This window comes from bacterium SCSIO 12741 (genome assembly GCA_024398055.1).
GTDB lineage: Bacteria > Bacteroidota > Bacteroidia > Flavobacteriales_G > Salibacteraceae > SCSIO-12741.
Map to the genome: position 1 here is coordinate 906,014 of CP073749.1, position 19,453 is coordinate 925,466.

A 19,453-nucleotide genomic window follows, 5' to 3' on the forward strand; every position below is an offset into this window, starting at 1 on the left:
TATAGTTAAATTGCTATATTTGGGAGTTCATTTTAGAGGTAATTAAGAAATATTCTAATTAATTCAGCTTATGAAAAAGTGGTTACTTTGTAAAAAGGCACTTTTATTGTGTCTCATTTTTCTCACCGGTGAGTACGCTTACTCACAAAAAATCAAGACCTATCAGGAGTCGTTTGATAATTTCAACACGATGCCTGCAGGTTGGACTACTTCCAATAACTCGGGTAACACATCCGCGAACGCTTTTTGGAAAATTGGAGCCTTCTCTGGTTCTCCAAACTATGACGTTCAGGGTGCATCTGATCACACCGGAAACGGTGGTGAGTATGCTTGGGTAGATGGATCATTTCCTTATCCAGAGGTTGTTCACCTGGAAACAAAATCTTTTGATTTCTCACTTGAAAGAAATCTTGAACTTCGTTTTTGGCACATTAGTTATAATGTGACCTATTCTTCATCAGGTCATAACGACTTCAGCGTAGATTTCTACGATGGTCAAACTTGGCACATTGGTGTATTTACCCAAAAGGGTAGCAACGCAAGCAACGCTTGGGTTCAAAAAGTTGTTGACCTTTCGGCGTATCCGCCTGATGGAAACAAAATGTGTAAGGTTCGCTTTACAGTGAACAAAAACGCAAGTACCACCTTCTACAATGACATCCTTATCGATGACTTTGAATTGGAAGGAGAATTGGCTGCTTTTGGTATGAACAATGCTGGTATCCCTGAGTTGGATCCTGTGACTGTTTGTGCTGGAAAGAACAACATTCATGCGATTGTTCAGAATGATGGTATTAACCAAGTAGATAGTGTATCACTTGCTTGGACTCTGAACGGAGTAGCTCAACCAGATGTAAAATACATTGGTTTGATCGATACCTTGCTTGGATCTAGCCCTCAAAGCGTAAAAGTTTTGTTGGATTCAATCAACATTCTTTCTGATAGCCTTTACTCTATTAAAGCTTGGATTAAAACGGTTAACGATACCGTTGACACCGTTGCTTGGAATGACACGATTTATCATGAGTATTACGCAGCGTTGAATGGTACTTATACCATTGCTGACTCTATTAACGGTGACTTCCCTGACATTACTACAGCTGTTAATCTTTTGAACCGCTGGGGTGTTTGTGGTCCCGTAGTATTTGAATTAGCTGACTCGACCTGGAATGAACAAGTTGAGATCACTGACTTTGTTGGAAGTTCTCCTATTAACACAGTAACCTTTACCTCTGAATCTGGTGATACGTCCTTATGTGAATGGACTTACATGGCGAACAACAACAATTCGAATCACATTGTAATACTGAATAACGCAACGAATATCATTTTCGAAAACATTACAATGTACAATAGTGGTACTGGTACTTACGGTAGAGTTGTAAACTTTGTTGATGAGCCAGAAAACATCGAATTTGATAACTGTCATATTAAGAATGACTACAACTCAGGTACTTCTAACAATGCTGCTTTGATGTACGCTGATGACGAGTCTATGGTTGACGGACTTTGGATCCACGACTGTTTGCTAAACGGTGGTTCTTGGGCCTTGAATCTGGACGGTGATCGTGCTTTCATCCACGACAACATTACTATCGAAGACAACGGTTTCTGGAACCAGAACTACGGTAGTATCCGCATTGACAATGTAGTTGACGTTGACATCAACGAAAATGAATTTGAATCTGCAAGTACTCGTACTGACGGACGTGCCATGCGCATCCTGAATACAAGCGGCGAAATGTTGATCTATAACAACATGATCGCTACTAAGAATGATTGGCCACGTTACGGAATCTTTGTTTCTCAAAATGTAGGTGCAAGATCAAACCGCAACTGGATTGCTAACAACATCATTAGTGAAGGTGATACTTCAAGCACTGACATGTTTGTAGGTATTCGTTTGTATCAATCTCAATTTACCAATGTTGTACACAACACCGTTGTAGTATATGGTAAAGACAACAATTCCTCTGCTCTTGAGGTAGACGATTGTAGTGGAGCTGAAGTTTACAACAACATCTTCGTGAGCATGGGAGCTGGTAAAGCGGTTGACGTAATGGGTAATGGTAGTATCACTATCATGGATTACAACGACCTTTATGCTCCAATGGGACTTCAATTGGCAAGTTTCAATAACCTTAGCCAAGGAAACCTTGCATCTTGGACAGCAAACACTGGTTATGATCAAATGTCTGTATCTGCAGATCCTCAATTCCACGGAAGACTTGAGTTGAACTTGTGTTCTCCTGATCTGGATAACATCGGATGGCCTTCATTGGTTGTAACTGAAGATATTCTTGGAGCTCCACGTGATGCTTCTACTCCTGACCCAGGTGCATACGAGTATGCTTCTGTTCTTGGATTCGTTGTTGACGATGTAGCTATGTGTATTGGAGATACAGCTGTATTTGAAGCCACTGTTGGTGCAACTGACACTGTGGTATTCGAACCAGGAACTCCTAATGCTGATACTACTACCACTTTCATGACTACCATGGCAGGACAGTATATCGTAGAAGCTTTTGGATTCTGTGGTACTGCACGTGATACTTTTGAAGTAGCCATCAACTCTTTGGCTAAGGCTTCTAATGACACGAACTTGTGTTACGGTCAAATGACTACTGTAGGTGTTGACATTAACAACGGTACTTACATGTGGAACACAGGTGATACTACTCAAAACATTATGGTAGGTGTAACTGGACAGTACTATGTACACGTAGTTGATTCTGACGGATGTGTATCTTCTGATACTTCTGAAATCATTGTTGGAACTCCTGTAATGTTAGGAGCTGACACGGCAGTATGTGACGGTGAAAGCGTTGAGCTTGATCCAGGAACTGGAGCTGGTAGCTATGAGTGGTACCGTGATGGTAACTTGATTACTACTGCTTCTAAGATCTTTGCTACAGTAGACGGTGAGTACATCGTTAACTACACTGATCCTAACAGCTGTAACAGTGCCGATACTCTTGACATTGTAGTTTACCCAAGACCTCATGCTACATTTACTTACACTCAAAATCAGAACAACGTAGAGTTCACTGCAGATGATACTACAGGATCTAACTACTTCTGGTCTTTCGGTGACGGTAAAACAGTTAACGGTCCAGCTTGGAAAACCATTAATCACTACACAGCTGGTGGAACAAATACATACGGAGTAACACTTACTGTTACCAGCGAATTCTGTGGAGATTCTACTTACACAGAAGACGTTGCTGTAATCGATGTTAGCGTTGTTGAGTTGATCAACAATGAAGACATCAACATCTTCCCGAATCCAAACAACGGATTGTTCAATATCGATATTGAGAACTCTTTGGACAGCAAATTGAAATTGCAAGTTCTGGACGCACAAGGAAAAGTGATCCACGAACAAAGACTTCAAGGTGGTAGCAACAACGCCATTGATCTGTCTGGAACTTCAACTGGTCTATACCTCATCCAAATTCAGGATGCTGGAAACACTGTATACCAGAACAAAATTTCAATTAAGTAAGCATTTAAAACAGTAAATTAAGAGATATGAGAAAGATATACTCTCTGGTACTTTTGGTTTCCGCACTGATGTTCGGAAACCTCGCTAACGCCCAATATTGTTCTCCAAGCTTTGGTGACTGTTGGGGTTACATTAGCTCCGTTACAACTACGGGTGGGGTAACGAACCTAAACATGCAAGGTCTAAGTGCGAATTCGTCTGGACCAAACTATCATGATAACACAGGTACTGATACCTTGGTTATGTCACGTGCAGCGGTAACGTTCACCGTGAACATGTCCACCTGTTTTTCGTCATCTACCTGGTCAGGCGGTCGCTTGTACTTGTGGGCGGATTGGAATGGTAACAACATTTTTGATAACCCTGCTGAATTGATTGCATCAAATACCAGCACGGCTCCATTTCCACAAACGAAAACGTTCACTATTAATCCTCCTAACAATCCTGCTAAGAACACAACACGGGCCAGGTTAATGATTAACCAAGCGAACCCTTGTTATTCTGGTTTCGGAGATGGTAACGTAGTTGACTTCACCATCAGCTACTCTGTACCTTACTCTGTTTCTCCTGGAAAATTGGTTTCTCCTGGAAACCCTGCTTGTTCAGGAAGCACAGATTTGATTGTTACCGTTGAAAACACCGGTCAAAATGATTTGACTAAAGGATTTACCCTGGGTGGTGTTATTCACTACGGAGTTAGTGGAACCACAACCCGTTTGAGAGATACTATTCCGGATTCGTTTTACACTGTTCCGATTCTTTCAGGCAGTGAAACTGCACCTATTAACATGTACAGCTTCAGCAATGGATTTAACCCTGGTGATACCATTTACATTTGGGCTACGTTCCCAGACAGTTTGCCAGATGACAATACTACTGACGATACTCTTTGTACTGCTCTTAAAGCGGTTGTTCCTGGAACTCACTACTCCGTTGGTGATACGAATCACTTTGCCTATGATTTCCATACTTTAAGTGATGCGATTGATTACTTGAATTCATTTGGAGCCATCTGTGACTCGGTAATATTCATGCTGGCAGATACAGTAAATCTGACCTCAAGAGGACACTATGAAATTGATAACATCTTAGGTACTTCCTATATCAATACCATCACTTTCCGTCCGATTGATACGAACACGACTGAAGTCATCGTTTTAGGAGACTCTGCATATTCGAGTCGGAACTACACACTTAAATGTTCTGCTTCTCACATTAACTTCGAAGGAATCAACTTCGTTTCTACTAATGTGATTAACCAAACTGGTTACCACAGTGTAATTGCTTTGGAAGATGGAGCACACCACGTAAGCTTTGAAGATTGTTCATTCACTACAGACTTAGTGACCAATACTTCTAACAGAGGTAGAAAACAATTGGTTTACACGGATTCTAAAGTGGGTAGATATATCGAGTTTGATGAGTGTCTGTTCTACGGTGGTAGTGACGCTATCTACTTGATCGACGGAGATTCCATCATGATTGAAGATTGTGTATTCGAAGATCAGTACTGGATGTCTATTCGTCTTGAGGATTTTGGAGCTACTTTGATTGATGACAACTGGTTCAGATCTAAGTCTACTTACGCAAGTAGTACTAACACTGTAGCCAGCATCGGTACAGCTATCTTCTTGGATGGAGTACACGGTGAATTGCACATCAACGGTAACGCGATCCTTTCCTCTAACGGTCAGTGGCCACGTTACGGTATTAGTACTTATGACTATAACGCTATTGGAAAGACCTGTCACATTTCTAACAACATGATTAATGTTGGTCAGCCTTGGAGTAGCCTTCGCTACCATCCAATTGCTATCAACAATAGTGTTGGTGTAGAGGCTTACCACAACACTTTCGTTGCAACTGGTAACAGCTCTGACAACGCCGGTGTTCATATTGAAGGTGGTGCTAATCACCAATTCTACAACAACATCTTTGCCTCTATGCTTACAGGTAAAGCTATGATCTCTACTACAGCAGCTGCTATCTTGAATTCTGATAACAACGACTTGTATGTTAACCCAGGACAAGACGTAGCCGAATTCAACGGAACCAGTCAAGCCACTTTGGCTGATTGGCAGCTTAGCTCTTCATTGGATGCAAACTCCATTACAGCTAATCCTAACTTCTTTAATGTCGCTCAGAATGACCTTCACGTTTGTAACGACTCCCTATTCCAAGGTGGTGTTCCAATTGCATCTGTGATGTATGACTTCGACGGTGATATGAGAGATGCCTCTGCTCCATGTATGGGTGCTGATGAATTTGCTCCTGTAGAATTCTTCTCTTTGGGTGATGACTACGGATTGTGTCCTGGAGACTCTACTGTCCTAAAAGGTGGTAACAACAACTTCGGTGACCGTGTAATCTGGAAAGATTTGGGTACCGGTCAAGTAATTGACTCTACTCAGTTCTTGGTTGTGCACCAGCCTGGAGATTATGAGGTAACTCTTCTGAATGCCTGTGGTATTTTGGTTGACTCGATTACTATTATTGATCCGGATATGGTTGTTCTTCCAAATGACACTAACCAGTGTCCAATGACAACTATCTCTTACGATGCTTCTATCGTTGACGGTGATATCTATGTATGGTCTACTGGTGATTCTACTGCTAACATTACTGTAACAGCTGAAGATAAGTATACTGTAACTGTAACTGACGTTTGGGGATGTATCACCATGGATTCAGTAAATGTTACTTATTCTAATGCTGCAGACATGGGTAGTGATACAGCTATCATCTGTCAAGGAGTAGCCATCCAGTTATTCGGTGGTACACCTGACGGACCAGATGTATCTTATACTTGGGATGGATTCTTAGGATCAGGTGCTGAAACTGGTGACAACGTATTCGTTGACTACATCCAGGTGAATGACACTGATACGGTAGTATGTAATTTGGATCACAGAGGATGTACTACATCTGATACTATCTACACTTTCCGTGAGACTCCACCAGATGCATCTCAAATCGTTTGGTCTACTAACGGTTTGGCTTTCCACATCGATCAGAACAACACTTCAGCTACTACTCACTTGTGGGTATTCGGTGACGGTGATACTTCTGATTTCCCAGAGCCAAGACACCTTTACGGTAGCTCAGGAACCTATACGGTATGGTATTACTCTACCAACGACTGTGGAACTGACTCTGCTTCTTACGAAGTAATGGTTGAGTTCTTGGGAGTTGATGAGAACGGAGGAAACATGGTATTCACCTTGTTCCCTAACCCGAACCACGGACAGTTCCAAGTGGATTTCACTGATGTGAATGCTGAAAATGCTCAAATGGTAATTACCGACGTTCAAGGTAAGGTTATCGCTAACCGCAACCTTGGATCGATTTACGGTACTCTTACTGAGAACTTCGCCTTGAACCTGGAGTCTGGAGTATACTTTATTAAAGTTACCCTGGATGACCAAGTACACAATGCTAAGTTTACTGTAGAGTAAGCCTATAAACAATACTCACTGAAAGCCCGCTCCGCATTAGCTGAGCGGGCTTTTTTTTTGCTTCAAACATTTAGGCCAACTCCAATTAAAATAAAAGGTCTATCCTTATACGGTTCACCAGAGAGATGATTAGTTTGTAGGAATGAAACGGGAACCAACAGCCTAATCCTATTCGCTATGAGATTCATTTATTCCTTTGGAGTCGCCTTACTCTTCAGCCTACTCCTTTGCCATTCTTCCTATTCCCAAATTATTGTCCACTCCTATGTGGAGTCCTTCGACAATCCCAGCACACCTATTGGTTGGACCAACACCAATAATTATGGCAATTCGCATCCCAACTCATTCTGGAAATACAACGACAGCCTTAGGCAAAATACCAACGTGCATGATCACACCGGAAACGGTGGGCATTTTGCCTGGGTGGATGGTAGCTATCCCTACCCCATCATTTGCACCCTGCAAAGTGACTCCATGGATCTGTCCAAAGCAGATTCGGTCTTTTTAGAACTATGGCATGTTTCCTACAATGTAACCTTTCAAACCGGAGGACATAATGCCTTTTATATTGACTTCTTTGATGGCAAACGATGGAATCAAAATGTACATGTATTTGCAGGTAACTATTCGAATCAGCAATGGCACAAAATTTCGCTTGACCTTACACCCTTTCCAATTTCCCGAAACAAGAAAGCCGTATTACGGATTTCGGTCAACAAAAATGCATCAACCCCTTATTACCATGACCACCTCATAGACGATATTAAGGTTACTGGAATTTCTTATTCAAATGGCCAAAACAATGCCGCTCTGCACTACCATACCTTACCCCAGCCCATTTGCAAAGGAAACAACGATATTGGCGTTAAAATCAGTAACCGGGGACGCAATCAAATGGACAGCGTTCAAGTCCATTGGACAGTCAATGGGGTTACTCAACCCATGATTCACTTACGATCATTGTTGGATACCTTAGGAGGTAACCTTCCCAATGATACGCTTCTACACCTGGGCAACATCAATTTTCCCGCCGACAGTTTAATTCATCTCAAAATCTGGACATCCCTACCCAACGGGGTTGTTGATTCCATTAACGACAACGACACCCTCACCTTTTCTATTCGACCCGGACTGGAAGGAAAATATACTGTAGGAGGATCTAACCTGGATTTTGACAGTATTGTTGAAGCCGTTGATATCCTAAACCTCTGGGGAGTGTGCGGCCCGGTAACCTTCGAATTAACGGATACCGTTCATTATGCTCGCCCTGTCATTAAGGACTACCCGGGAAGTGCTCCAAGCAAATTAGTCACCTTTACCTCCAAATCCAAAAACCACAACCTTTGCTCCATTGAATTTCAATCAACCGGATCAAATGATAATGGAACCATTGAGTTTGATCAAACATCCAACCTTTTGTTTTCGCATATTGGAATTCGTAATCGCAATACCTCGATTTGGGCCATGGTTGGAACCTTCAAGAATAAATCCCAAAACATCTCTTTCCACAATTGCCACATTTCTTCAGCCAGCTCTTTTCAGGATCCTGCCACAGCCTCGCTACTTCATGTCGCCTATCCCCATGAAATAGAAAACCTCAGCATCGATTCCTCCACTTTTACGAATGGAGCCAGTGCCATTTATTTATCCGGAAACATTGGCAAATTGAACAAGGACTTAACCATTAAGTCCAGCACCTTTACCAACCAAAACAATAACCCTATTGACATTCAATATTCCAGGCGGGTAATAATTGAACAAAATCAAATTACCTCCAATGCCAACCAAGCTATTCAAATGGGCATACAACTAAATCGAGTTCGAGATTCTTTGTGGGTGGTCGGAAATACCATACAAAACATGCACCGAGGTATTTGGGTTAGGTTTGCAAGCGGAAAGGCGGGTCAACTAAATCTAATTGCCAACAACGTTTTGACCAGTGGTTATAACCATACCCGTACAAACCCTATCATAGGTCTTGACATAGACTCCGTAAGTTTTACTCAGATTTACCATAACACCGTAGCCATCAAAGGAAATCACAGCCAATCCAATTGCCTATACATCAATAAAGGAGCAGGACTCAGAATTCACAACAATAATCTGGTGAACGACAGCCTGGGAAACATTGTTTACCTCGATCAATCGACCTCCATTGCCTCTATGAACCACAATAACTATTATGATCCTTTCAACCCGACTTTGAAGTTTGGCGCCAACACAATCTCCTCAATGGCCACTTGGCGCTTCTTAACCGGAATCGACTCAAATAGCACCTTCACAGACCCTCAATTTTCGCCGCCTCAGAACCTTCGCCCCTGTTCCCCACAACTGGACAATCGAGCCAATTCGAATCACAGCATAGCCTTTGATCAAACTCTTGTTAATCGGGATCCAAATCACCCTGATGTTGGTGCCTACGAATTCATCTCCCTAAATAACTTCCATATTGCAGATGGGTGGATTTGTCCAGGAGACACGTACACTTTTGCTCCCTCAATTCGTCCAAAGGATACTCTGTTGTGGAATTCAAGTCTTCAATCGCACCAATTTCAAAGCGCCCAGCCCGGCAACTATTTCGTCGATTACTCGTCAGCTTGTGGCTCGATACGCCAATACTTTAGTCTTCATGAAAGTCCCAAAATTGAATTAGGACCAGATACCCATCTCTGTGCAGGCCTCAGCTGGATTATTCAACCCAATGTTGCTACCGGCCAATTTCTTTGGAACGATGGCACTCAAAACCGTACACAATTGGTCACCAAACCAGGGGTTTATGAAGTAAGCCTGATCGACACCCTCGGTTGTAGCTCTGCAGATACCGTAGAGGTTACCTATTCCAAAACTCTAAAGCTTCGCTCTGACACGGCCGTTTGCCCGGGTCAGTCTGTAGTCCTAAACCCCAAGCAAGGGCCAGGTGGATATCAATGGACTCTTAATGGTCAAGCGATAGATACCAATCACCAAATCAATGCAGATCAACAGGGCACCTATCGACTGCAACATCTGGACCCGTATGGCTGCACCAGCTCCGATGATTTCATCTTAACGCATTTAAAAGCACATCAAGCCCTATTTACCACTTCTCAAAGTCAGAATCAAGTGCAATTTACCGCACAGGATAAGTCCGCAAGTAACTATGCCTGGTCATTTGGAGACGGTCAAACGGCTTCGGGAACTTCCTGGCAAACCCTGCACACCTATCAACAGCCCGGAACTCATGATTACGTGGTCACCTTAACTGTAAGTAGTCAACGTTGCGGAGATTCAAGTCATACCGATACAGTCAGCATTATAGGTGTGGGATGGGAAGATTTAAATTCAGGAAATCTTTCAGCACGTGTATATCCCAATCCAAGCTCGGGTGAGCTTAATATTGAACTTCAATCTGATCTCAGCCAACAATGGGAGTTAAGGCTTACCGATATTCAAGGCAAACAAATTTTGAAGAACACACTCTATCAGAATGCACCCAAAGAAGTTTTTCAACCCGCCGTTCAGCTGGAAACAGGTACCTATATTTTGTACTTAAGTCCGGAAAAAGGAGAACCTAAAACGGTCCGATTAGTCGTTCACTAAAGACTGCTTACGATCTGCTCTACCGCCTGATCCACTCCGGCAGGTTCCTTTCCTCCAGCTGTAGCGAAGAAAGGTTGCCCTCCCCCACCACCTCTAATGAGGCTGGAAACTTCCTTGATCATTTGGATAGCATTAAGCGATTTTTCTTCGACCAAGCCCTTATCGATCAGTACGGAAAGACCAGCTTTATCGGCCATTTTGGATCCGATTACAACGACGGCTCCATCTACTTCTTTTTGCAACTGGAAGCAAATATCGCGCACCTTCTTGGTGTCCAAATCGGTTACTGCCGACATGATGGCCATGCCATCTTTGCTTACCGCGTTGTTTTTGAGCGATTGAACCAATTCAGCCTTGCGAGCCTCATCAAATTGAGCCAGTTTCTTTTCAAGCTTGTTCTTATCCTCCATCAACTGAGATACAGAAGCCTTAATGTCCTTAGGATTTCCCAAAAGCGCCATCAACTCATCCAGGGTAGTCTCTTTTTGTTCCAATAAAGCCATAGCGCCCTGACCGGTTACCGCTTCAATTCTTCGAACTCCAGCGGAAATAGATGATTCACCCGTGATTTTAAAATACTTAATATCACCCGTGTTGCCCACATGAGTTCCTCCACAGAGTTCGATCGAGTCGCCAAATTTGATCACACGCACTTCTTCGCCGTATTTCTCACCAAACAGTGACATGGCGCCCATTCCCTTAGCCTCCGCCAAAGGCACCGAGCGTCTTTCATCCAAAGGCACACGAGCATCGATCCATTCGTTCACCTCTTTTTCGATGGTAGCTAACTCTTCTTCGCTCACTTTTTGAAAGTGGGAGAAATCAAATCGCAAGTAATCTTTGTTTACCATAGATCCTTTTTGCTCCACATGATTACCCAAATGTTTTCTTAAAACGTGATGAAGCAAGTGAGTTGCAGAGTGGTTGCTGGCCGTATCCTGACGTGGTCCGGAGTATACGGTTGCTCTACCTGAAAGACTTGCATCAGCAGGTAATTCCTTGGTAAAGTGTACGATTAAGTCGTTCTCCTTTTTGGTATCGAACACAGCAATTGTTTGATCTCCAAAAACCAAGGTTCCCTTATCGCCTACCTGTCCACCACCTTCTGGATAAAAAGGTGTTTGGTCAAGTACCAACTGATAGAATTCTTTTCCCTTTTGGTTTACTTTCCGGTATTTCTGAATTTGGACGTCGGCTTGCAACTGATCATACCCCAAAAACTGCCCGGTGGTACTTTCTCCGGTAAGTTCAACCCAGTCATCGGTCTCCAGAAGGTTTCTTTCTCGGGAGCGGTTCTTTTGCTTTTCCAACTCCACTTCATACCCTTCGCGGTCTACCGAAGCGTTTTCCTCAGAGGCAATAAGTTCGGTCAAATCAATGGGGAAACCAAAGGTATCATAGAGTTCAAATGCCGATTTTCCGTCTACTTGATTTCCGTTTTGAAGAATCTTTTGAAGGCGATCTATTCCTTTATCCAAGGTTCTAAGGAAGCCTTCCTCTTCTTCCCGAATCACTTGAGCGATAAATTGTTCTTGGGATCTCAATTCAGGATAGCTTTCTCCCATTTGTTCAGAAAGCACAGGAATCAAGGTATACATGAATGGCTCCTTCAAATTCAAGAAGCTGTATCCGTAGCGAACCGCTCTTCTCAAAATACGACGGATAACATACCCCGCCTTGTTATTGGATGGCAACTGACCATCGGCAATGGTAAAGGCTACGGCACGGATATGATCGGAAATAGCTCGGAAAGCCACTTCTTCTTTTCCTTCACTGGAAGCATACGATCTTCCACTTAAAGATTCGAGGTGGCCAATCAGTCCTGAGAAAACATCGGTATCGTAGTTCGATTGCTTGCCTTGGAGAACCATAGCCAAGCGTTCAAGACCCATTCCAGTATCAATATGCTTGCTTGGTAAGGGAACCAACTTCTCATCAGCCATGCGGTTGTATTGGATAAACACCAAGTTCCAAATTTCGATGACCTGCGGGTGATCCATATTGACCAACTCACGGGCGTCTTGCTGTTTCTTTTCTTCCTCTGAACGAATGTCGATATGGATTTCAGAACATGGTCCACAAGGCCCCGTTTTACCCATCTCCCAGAAGTTGTCTTTTTTGTCGAATTCCAAAATTCGATCGGCAGGAAGGTGATTGAGCCAGTATTCCCGAGCTTCTTCATCAGCTTGAGTACCGTCTTTTTTATCTCCTTCGAAAATGGTGATGTACAAATCTGCCGGATCAATACCATAAACTTGGGTGAGAAGCTCCCAGGCCATGTCAATGGCTTCCTTTTTGAAATAGTCTCCAAAAGACCAGTTTCCCAGCATTTCAAATAAAGTGTGGTGGTAGGTATCTACACCCACTTCTTCCAGATCGTTGTGCTTTCCGGATGCGCGAAGACACTTTTGAGCGTCAGCCACTCTTTTTTCCGCTCGGTTATCATTACCGAGAAACACATCTTTAAACTGATTCATCCCTGCATTCGTAAAAAGCAGAGTCGGGTCATTTTTGATCACAACCGGTGCCGATGGCACTACTTTATGTCCTTTCCCTTCGAAATACTCTAAAAAAGCCTTCCTGATTCGATTTACATCCCAGTTCTTCACCTTCGCTGACATTATTTTTGATTCAACTTTATTTCCTTTTGCTAACTAACTGGCAATCTGACACCTTGTTAAAAAACATAAAGAAAAAGGTAGCCTGTGGCTACCAAATTGCAAAGTTAGTTGAAATCCCTAATTTTGCCGGCAAGCCTATCGAGGGAATTCCTCTTACATGAAAGAAAAAAAGTATCGGTATAACAGGACCACGCTTTCGTATGAGCGTATTCAGCTTACTGCTCGGGATCGATTAGTTCGTTTGACGACCTATGCGTTTACCGGAGTGGTGTTTGCTTCCATCTTTGTATTGCTTACTTACTTCTTTATTGACAGTCCCAAGGAAAAACAGCTTAAACGAGAAAATGCCCAGCTCCGCCTTCAGTATGATTTACTGGATAAGGACATGGACCTGGTGGAAAATGTTTTGGCAGACCTCGAGCGTCGCGATGACGATATTTGGCGTGTGGTTTTGGAGGCCGAACCGATTCCAGATAACATTAGAAAGGCTGGGTTTGGTGGAGTAAATCGTCACCAGCATTTGGAAGGTTACGAGAATTCAAAATTGGTTATCGATGCGCACAAGCGTATGGATCAACTCAAAAAGGAACTATACATCCAATCCAAATCATACGATGAGGTGATGGACATGGCCCAGAAGAAGGAAGACATGTTGGCCTCTATTCCATCCATCATTCCAATTTCGAACGATGACCTTAAGCGGGTAAGTTCAGGGTTTGGAATGCGAATCCATCCCCGTCTTAAAATTCTAAAGATGCATCCGGGACAGGACTTCGCCGCCAATGTTGGAACCGAGATTTATGTTACCGGAAACGGAAAAGTGGTTAAAATTAAAAATGTGCGAAACGGATATGGAAAGCACATTGTGGTAGACCACGGATACGGTTACCAAAGCCTATACGCTCACCTTTCCGAGTTTAAAGTTAAGCTGGGTCAGAAGGTAAAACGAGGAGAAGTTATAGGTCTTTCTGGTAACACCGGAACCTCAACCGGTCCGCACCTTCACTACGAAGTAATCCATAATGGAAAGAAGATCAATCCCGTGAACTTTTACTACCAGGATCTGACTCCCCAGCAATATGAGGAGATCATCGAATTATCGCAGATGCCACTTCAATCCTTTGATTGATTATTGGTCCAAATGATTACCTTTACGGGCCCTATTTGAGCCCATAGAAATGCCTTACCGGGAAAAAGAAATAACCAAGATTTACTACACCATCGGCGAGGTAGCCTCCCGATACGAAGTAAACACTTCTTTAATCCGTTTTTGGGAGAAGGAGTTCGATGTCATTAAGCCCAAGAAGAACAAAAAGGGCAATCGCTTATTTACTCCAAAAGACTTAGAAAACTTTGACATCATTTTCCGATTGGTCAAGGAAAAAGGGTACACTTTGGATGGCGCCAAAAGAGCCTTAAAAGAGAATAAGGATGCTATTCAGACGGAAAATAAGTTGCTCAAAAACCTGGAAAAGATCCGTACCGAGCTGATCAACTTAAAATCTGAAGTTTAGTAATAACTCCCGTCGCTTAAGTAATTTATCACGTAATCACTTACTCCCTCTTCTAAGCTGCTAAAGGGTCTGTCATAACCAATAGAAATAAGCTTGCTCATATCTGCTTCAGTGAAGTACTGGTACTTATCACGGATATCCAAGGGAGTCGGGATGTAAGAAATATTGGGTTCCTTACCCATGGCAGCAAAGGTTGCCGTAACCAAATCGTTGAAGGTTCTGGCCTTTCCTGAACCCAGGTTATAAATTCCTGAATCTTTTCGGTTTTGCATGAGGAAGAAGAGCACTTCCACCACATCTTTTACATATACGAAATCACGAATTTGCTCGCCATTTTTGTAATCCGGATTGTGGGATTGGAATAGTTTCATTCCACCTGTTTCCTGAATCTGCTTGAATGCATGCATCACCACAGAAGCCATTCGTCCTTTGTGGTATTCATTAGGTCCATATACGTTGAAGAATTTTAAACCCGCCCAGAAGTAAGGCTTATTTTCTTGCTCCAGGGCCCAGATATCAAATTCGTTCTTGGAATCTCCGTAAGGATTTAGTGGCTTGAGCTGCGGTATGATAGTATGATCATCTCGGTAACCCAACTCACCCATTCCATAGGTTGCCGCAGAAGAAGCGTAGACCAAAGGAATACCGTGTTCGGTACAGAGGTTCCAAATATCTTTGGTGTAGTTCAGGTTTAACCGATCAAATATGGCTCGATCAAACTCCGTTGTATCTGTGCGCGCACCGATATGGAAAATGAACTCGGTAAGTTTGTGATTTTCCTTCAACCAATCCACAAACTCATTGCGATCTACAAGTTCGCGGTATTCTTTATTCTCATAGTTAGCCCGGTTCGATTCCCTGGAGAAATCATCTACCAAAATCAATTCCTTGAAACCTGCTTCATTTAGTCGGGTGACTAAGCAACTGGCGATAAATCCGGCCGCTCCGGTAACTACGATCATACTTAGGATTTTCCGCAAAAATAACCCTTTTGCTCCGTCGGAGAATGAATACTGACTAATATCCTGTTTTTGAGTTCATCAATCGTAGTATATTTGCACGCTTTCAGCGCAGGACTATGATCTATATTACACGAAGAGAGTGCTTTAACGCCGCCCACAAATTGTGGAAAGAGGACTGGAGTCAAGAGAAAAATGAGGCCGTCTTTGGAAAATGTGCTAACAAAAACTGGCACGGTCACAATTTCGAATTACTTGTGACGGTAAAGGGAGAAGTAAATCCTGATACCGGCTTTGTTGTGGATTTAAAAGATCTGAGTAAGCTCATTAAAGATCAGGTTATCGAGAAGGTTGATCACAGCAATCTCAACCTGGATGTGGATTTCATGCACGGACTTATGGCTTCTACTGAAAACCTGGCCATGCAAATCTGGGCCCAGCTGGAAGAACCAATTAAAGGCATGGGAGGAATTCTCCACTGCATTAAGCTGACCGAAACCGAGAACAACTACGTTGAATATTACGGAAATTAAATAAGGATGAAAGCATACGTTTTTCCTGGACAAGGATCACAGTTTTCCGGCATGGGATCGGATTTGTACAATCAAAGCGAAACTGCCCGCGAATTATTCGAAAAGGCCAATGAAATTCTTGGTTTTAAAATCACGGATATCATGTTCGAAGGCAGCGATGAAGAATTGAAACAAACCAAGGTTACTCAGCCTGCAATTTTCTTGCATTCCGTAATTCTCGCCAAAGAATTGGGCGATAGTTTTCAGCCTGATTTGGTAGCTGGTCACTCCCTGGGAGAATTGTCTGCCTTGGTAGCCAATGGCACCCTCGATTTTGAAGATGGATTGCGTTTGGTATCTAAGCGTGCTATGGCCATGCAGAAAGCCTGTGAGGCAGAGCCGTCAACAATGGCCGCCATCTTGGGATTAGATGATGAGGTCGTAGAAAAAGTATGCGCAGAAGTAGACGGCATCGTTGTCGCAGCTAACTACAACTGCCCAGGCCAGCTGGTTATTTCTGGTAGCATTCCAGCCGTAAATGAAGCCTGCGAAAAATTAACCGAAGCCGGTGCTCGTCGTGCACTTGTTTTGCCTGTTGGTGGAGCCTTCCATTCTCCTTTGATGGAGCCTGCACGTCAGGAATTGGAAGAAGCCATTGCTCAAACGGAGTTTAAAGCTGGAGTTTGTCCAGTATACCAAAACGTAACAGCATCTGCTGTAACGGATCCGGAAGAAATCAAGGCAAACCTGATTAAGCAATTGACAGCCCCAGTTCGCTGGACACAAACTATGCAACAAATGATTGCTGACGGAACTGCTGAATTTGTTGAGGTGGGCCCAGGCGCTGTACTTCGCGGATTGGTAAAGAAGGTAGATCGTAAGATTCCTACCAGCTCTGCTGAAATCCTAGCTTAAGGAGCTTCCGCCCTCCTTCTGAAAAGGAGTCCCTATTTATTGGTCATCTTGGGTTTGGTAATTACCTATTTTTTCAGGTGATAAATTACTCATGGAATTTGGTCTTGTTTTTGCAGATGAGACTGGTTAATCCTTACTTTTAGGTAAAATTTTTTTCCATGAGAAACCTGGCCTTGTTGCTTGCCCTGACCTTGACTCTATCCCTTGGTGCGAAAGAAAAAATCGTTGACAAAAGCGGCAAAAAACCCAAGTGGGTCAATACGCTTGCTACTGGATACATTATTACCATGGCAGGAGATGCCGATCTTGAATCTGCCAAGCAAAAGGCTTTGGTAAGAGTGAAGGAGCAAATTGTATCCTCTATTGCTGATAATGTGCGTACCACTTCTAACCTCAGTTCAGAGGAGCAATCCAAGAATAAGCAAGTCGAATTCTTTATCGAAAACTACTCCTCGGCCACTACAACCGAATCTGGGAAAACCGATTTTGTAAAAGGGATTTCCATCAGCAAAGTGGAGGATTTTTACTGGGAGAAAGTTTACGACACCGACAAGAAAAGTAACCGCTACGATTACCACATTAAATATCCATTCAGCCAAGCAGAGCTGGACGAGTTGATCACGGATTACAAGCGTAAAGACGCTGAATTGACCTACGAGCTGGATAAAATTGTCAATGCTATTCCGGAATTGGACAAAGTGGAAGATATTCAGTCCAGTATTGCCCAATTATCTACCCTCAAAAACAGTTTTGTTGACCTTCGCCAAGACCGAGCCATTGCTGCTATCTCTGAGCTTAGAAGTATGATCAAAAACATGCAGGTAGTAGCCGTTTCACACAAATTGGGCATGCTTGAGTTTGAACTGCAATATGACGGGCGTTCATTTACCTATGGCAAAAATCCTAAGGTAACTTCAGCCTGTGCAGACATCCTCAATACACAGTCATCTGACGGCCGAGTATTGGTTAAGTACAACGCCGACTACTGCATCGAAGATGATCCTGAAAACGGTATCGATGTACTCTACCGAATCGGGTCGGACCGAGTTACTCGCCGCTTTAGGTTTGACGTTACTTCAGAAAAGGTAGAACTTACAGGAAAGGATCAGGTAGTATTTGAGCCTGCTGGTTCTGGTTATAAAGTAAGCTTGACCCTGGTTGAGAAATACGGAAACACCTTTCGCATTGAAAAAATTGACCTGACTGTTCCCGGCGAGCCATCCATTACCTTGCTTCCAGGAACAGATCCTTATTCGGGCAAAGGAGTTCATTTAATCACCTGTGAATACAAGGGTGATATACCCCAAAAGAAAAACGGCACCTTGAGGGGCACCGTTTATTATACTGCGGAAAAATCCGGTCAATCCGGACGGGCCTGGTTAAGAAACTTGCCCTATGAGGTTCGTTAGTTTCCTCCTATTATTTCCTGAGCTTTTTCTTCTGCACGCATCGCAGCATCTTCTGCATCCGCGTCCTTCATTTCGCTAATAACCTTTTTGGTTTCGGCCATGGTTGACTCTGGCGTCGGTTCAGCATCCTGGGAAGCTGCCTCGGCTTTCGCCATTTCTTCGGCTTTAGCGGCCTGATCCGCGAGGTTCTTCTCTTTCAGTGCCTGGATTACTTCTTCCGATTTGGCTGAGCATCCTGGAGTCTGAACCATTTCTTCGTAGCGCTTCATAATCTCACCGCTTTCTGCGCCTGACTTAATCAAACCTAAAACCAGTGCCGAACGCTCTTCACAAAGTTGATTGTTGTGTTCGCTCAAGATTTCACCCATGGCATCATTAGCCCGTGACTTACACTCCGCACATACATCAGGAACGTTGTAGTAAACCGTTAGAGCCTCACGAGTCATTCCTCCTGTGGCCAATACTCGGGCTTGCTCAAGAATCTGCTCGCATTGTGCATTGTAGTACTCCACAATTTTCATTTTCCCCTTTTGAATCATGGCTTTAATTCCGGAATTCTTGGGAGTAATATTCTTAATGGCAGAGTTGTATGCCTTGGTATCATTCTCCCCTACACCCTTCAGTTCTTGCGTATAGTTGTTGAATACCGCTTCCGAATACAAGTCAATCACATAGAGGTCAAATTGCAGCGTAACCGTCTGCATAGGAGGCGCTGTCATGGTTACATTCTTGTCAACCAATGAAACTCTACCCACCAACGCAAATTGAGAGCTTTCGCCTTTAGCTGCCAGTCCAGTTGCTGTGGCCAATTGCATCAATCTCCCTTCCAACATTTTGACGGAGTTTTCACTCATTCCTTCCGATTTCAAAACGATAGGTTTAAGCGCAATTCGTTCTAAATCGTCCATGGCACCGCGATCATTTTGAGCCACCGAGCCCAAAGTGAAGCAAACGCCAATCATTAACATTATCCAGTTTTTCATA

At 43.2% G+C, this 19,453-nt stretch carries 11 protein-coding genes; 8 read left to right on the plus strand and 3 right to left on the minus strand.

The genetic code is table 11. The features are described from left to right. Positions 1-70: 70 nt before the first annotated feature. The 3 genes from KFE98_03900 to KFE98_03910 all read left to right on the plus strand — a co-directional run bounded on the left by KFE98_03900 (position 71) and on the right by KFE98_03910 (position 10,539). On the plus strand, positions 71-3,505 hold the full coding sequence (locus KFE98_03900; GenBank protein ID UTW63311.1) for a T9SS type A sorting domain-containing protein: 3,435 nt from the start codon (positions 71-73) through the stop codon (positions 3,503-3,505). Between the two features lie 26 nt (positions 3,506-3,531). Beyond that, entirely contained in the window at positions 3,532-6,960 is a 3,429-nt protein-coding gene (locus tag KFE98_03905) for a T9SS type A sorting domain-containing protein (protein ID UTW63312.1), read from the plus strand. 177 nt (positions 6,961-7,137) lie between these two features. Then, positions 7,138-10,539, plus strand: coding sequence for a T9SS type A sorting domain-containing protein (locus KFE98_03910; GenBank protein UTW63313.1), 3,402 nt, complete (start codon positions 7,138-7,140; stop codon positions 10,537-10,539). Here the strand turns inward: KFE98_03910 and alaS are convergent. Next, positions 10,536-13,160 carry an alanine--tRNA ligase gene (gene alaS / locus KFE98_03915; GenBank protein ID UTW63314.1) on the minus strand — a complete coding sequence of 875 codons (2,625 nt, stop codon included), beginning with the start codon at positions 13,158-13,160 and terminating at the stop codon, positions 10,536-10,538. The two genes, KFE98_03910 and alaS, sit on opposite strands and share 4 nt — an antisense overlap. Positions 13,161-13,317: 157 nt before the next feature. On the opposite strand from alaS, the gene KFE98_03920 reads away from it, so the two are divergent. Then, positions 13,318-14,289 carry a M23 family metallopeptidase gene (locus KFE98_03920; GenBank protein ID UTW63315.1) on the plus strand — a complete coding sequence of 324 codons (972 nt, stop codon included), beginning with the start codon at positions 13,318-13,320 and terminating at the stop codon, positions 14,287-14,289. 49 nt (positions 14,290-14,338) lie between these two features. Further along, complete coding sequence (locus KFE98_03925; protein ID UTW63316.1) at positions 14,339-14,674, plus strand: MerR family transcriptional regulator; 336 nt, start codon at positions 14,339-14,341, stop codon at positions 14,672-14,674. Here the strand turns inward: KFE98_03925 and rfaD are convergent. After that, positions 14,671-15,636, minus strand: a complete 966-nt coding sequence (rfaD, locus tag KFE98_03930) for an ADP-glyceromanno-heptose 6-epimerase (protein ID UTW63317.1) — start codon at positions 15,634-15,636, stop codon at positions 14,671-14,673. The two genes, KFE98_03925 and rfaD, sit on opposite strands and share 4 nt — an antisense overlap. Positions 15,637-15,752: 116 nt before the next feature. On the opposite strand from rfaD, the gene KFE98_03935 reads away from it, so the two are divergent. The 3 genes from KFE98_03935 (at position 15,753) to KFE98_03945 (ending at position 18,469) form a co-directional block, all read left to right on the plus strand. Then, entirely contained in the window at positions 15,753-16,166 is a 414-nt protein-coding gene (locus KFE98_03935; GenBank protein ID UTW63318.1) for a 6-carboxytetrahydropterin synthase, read from the plus strand. Between the two features lie 6 nt (positions 16,167-16,172). Then, positions 16,173-17,060, plus strand: coding sequence for an ACP S-malonyltransferase (gene fabD / locus KFE98_03940; GenBank protein UTW63319.1), 888 nt, complete (start codon positions 16,173-16,175; stop codon positions 17,058-17,060). Between the two features lie 158 nt (positions 17,061-17,218). Then, positions 17,219-18,469 carry a hypothetical protein gene (locus KFE98_03945; protein ID UTW63320.1) on the plus strand — a complete coding sequence of 417 codons (1,251 nt, stop codon included), beginning with the start codon at positions 17,219-17,221 and terminating at the stop codon, positions 18,467-18,469. On the opposite strand, the gene KFE98_03950 is transcribed toward KFE98_03945, so the two are convergent. Next, on the minus strand, positions 18,466-19,452 hold the full coding sequence (locus KFE98_03950) for a hypothetical protein (GenBank protein UTW63321.1): 987 nt from the start codon (positions 19,450-19,452) through the stop codon (positions 18,466-18,468). The two genes, KFE98_03945 and KFE98_03950, sit on opposite strands and share 4 nt — an antisense overlap. Position 19,453: the final 1 nt, after the last annotated feature.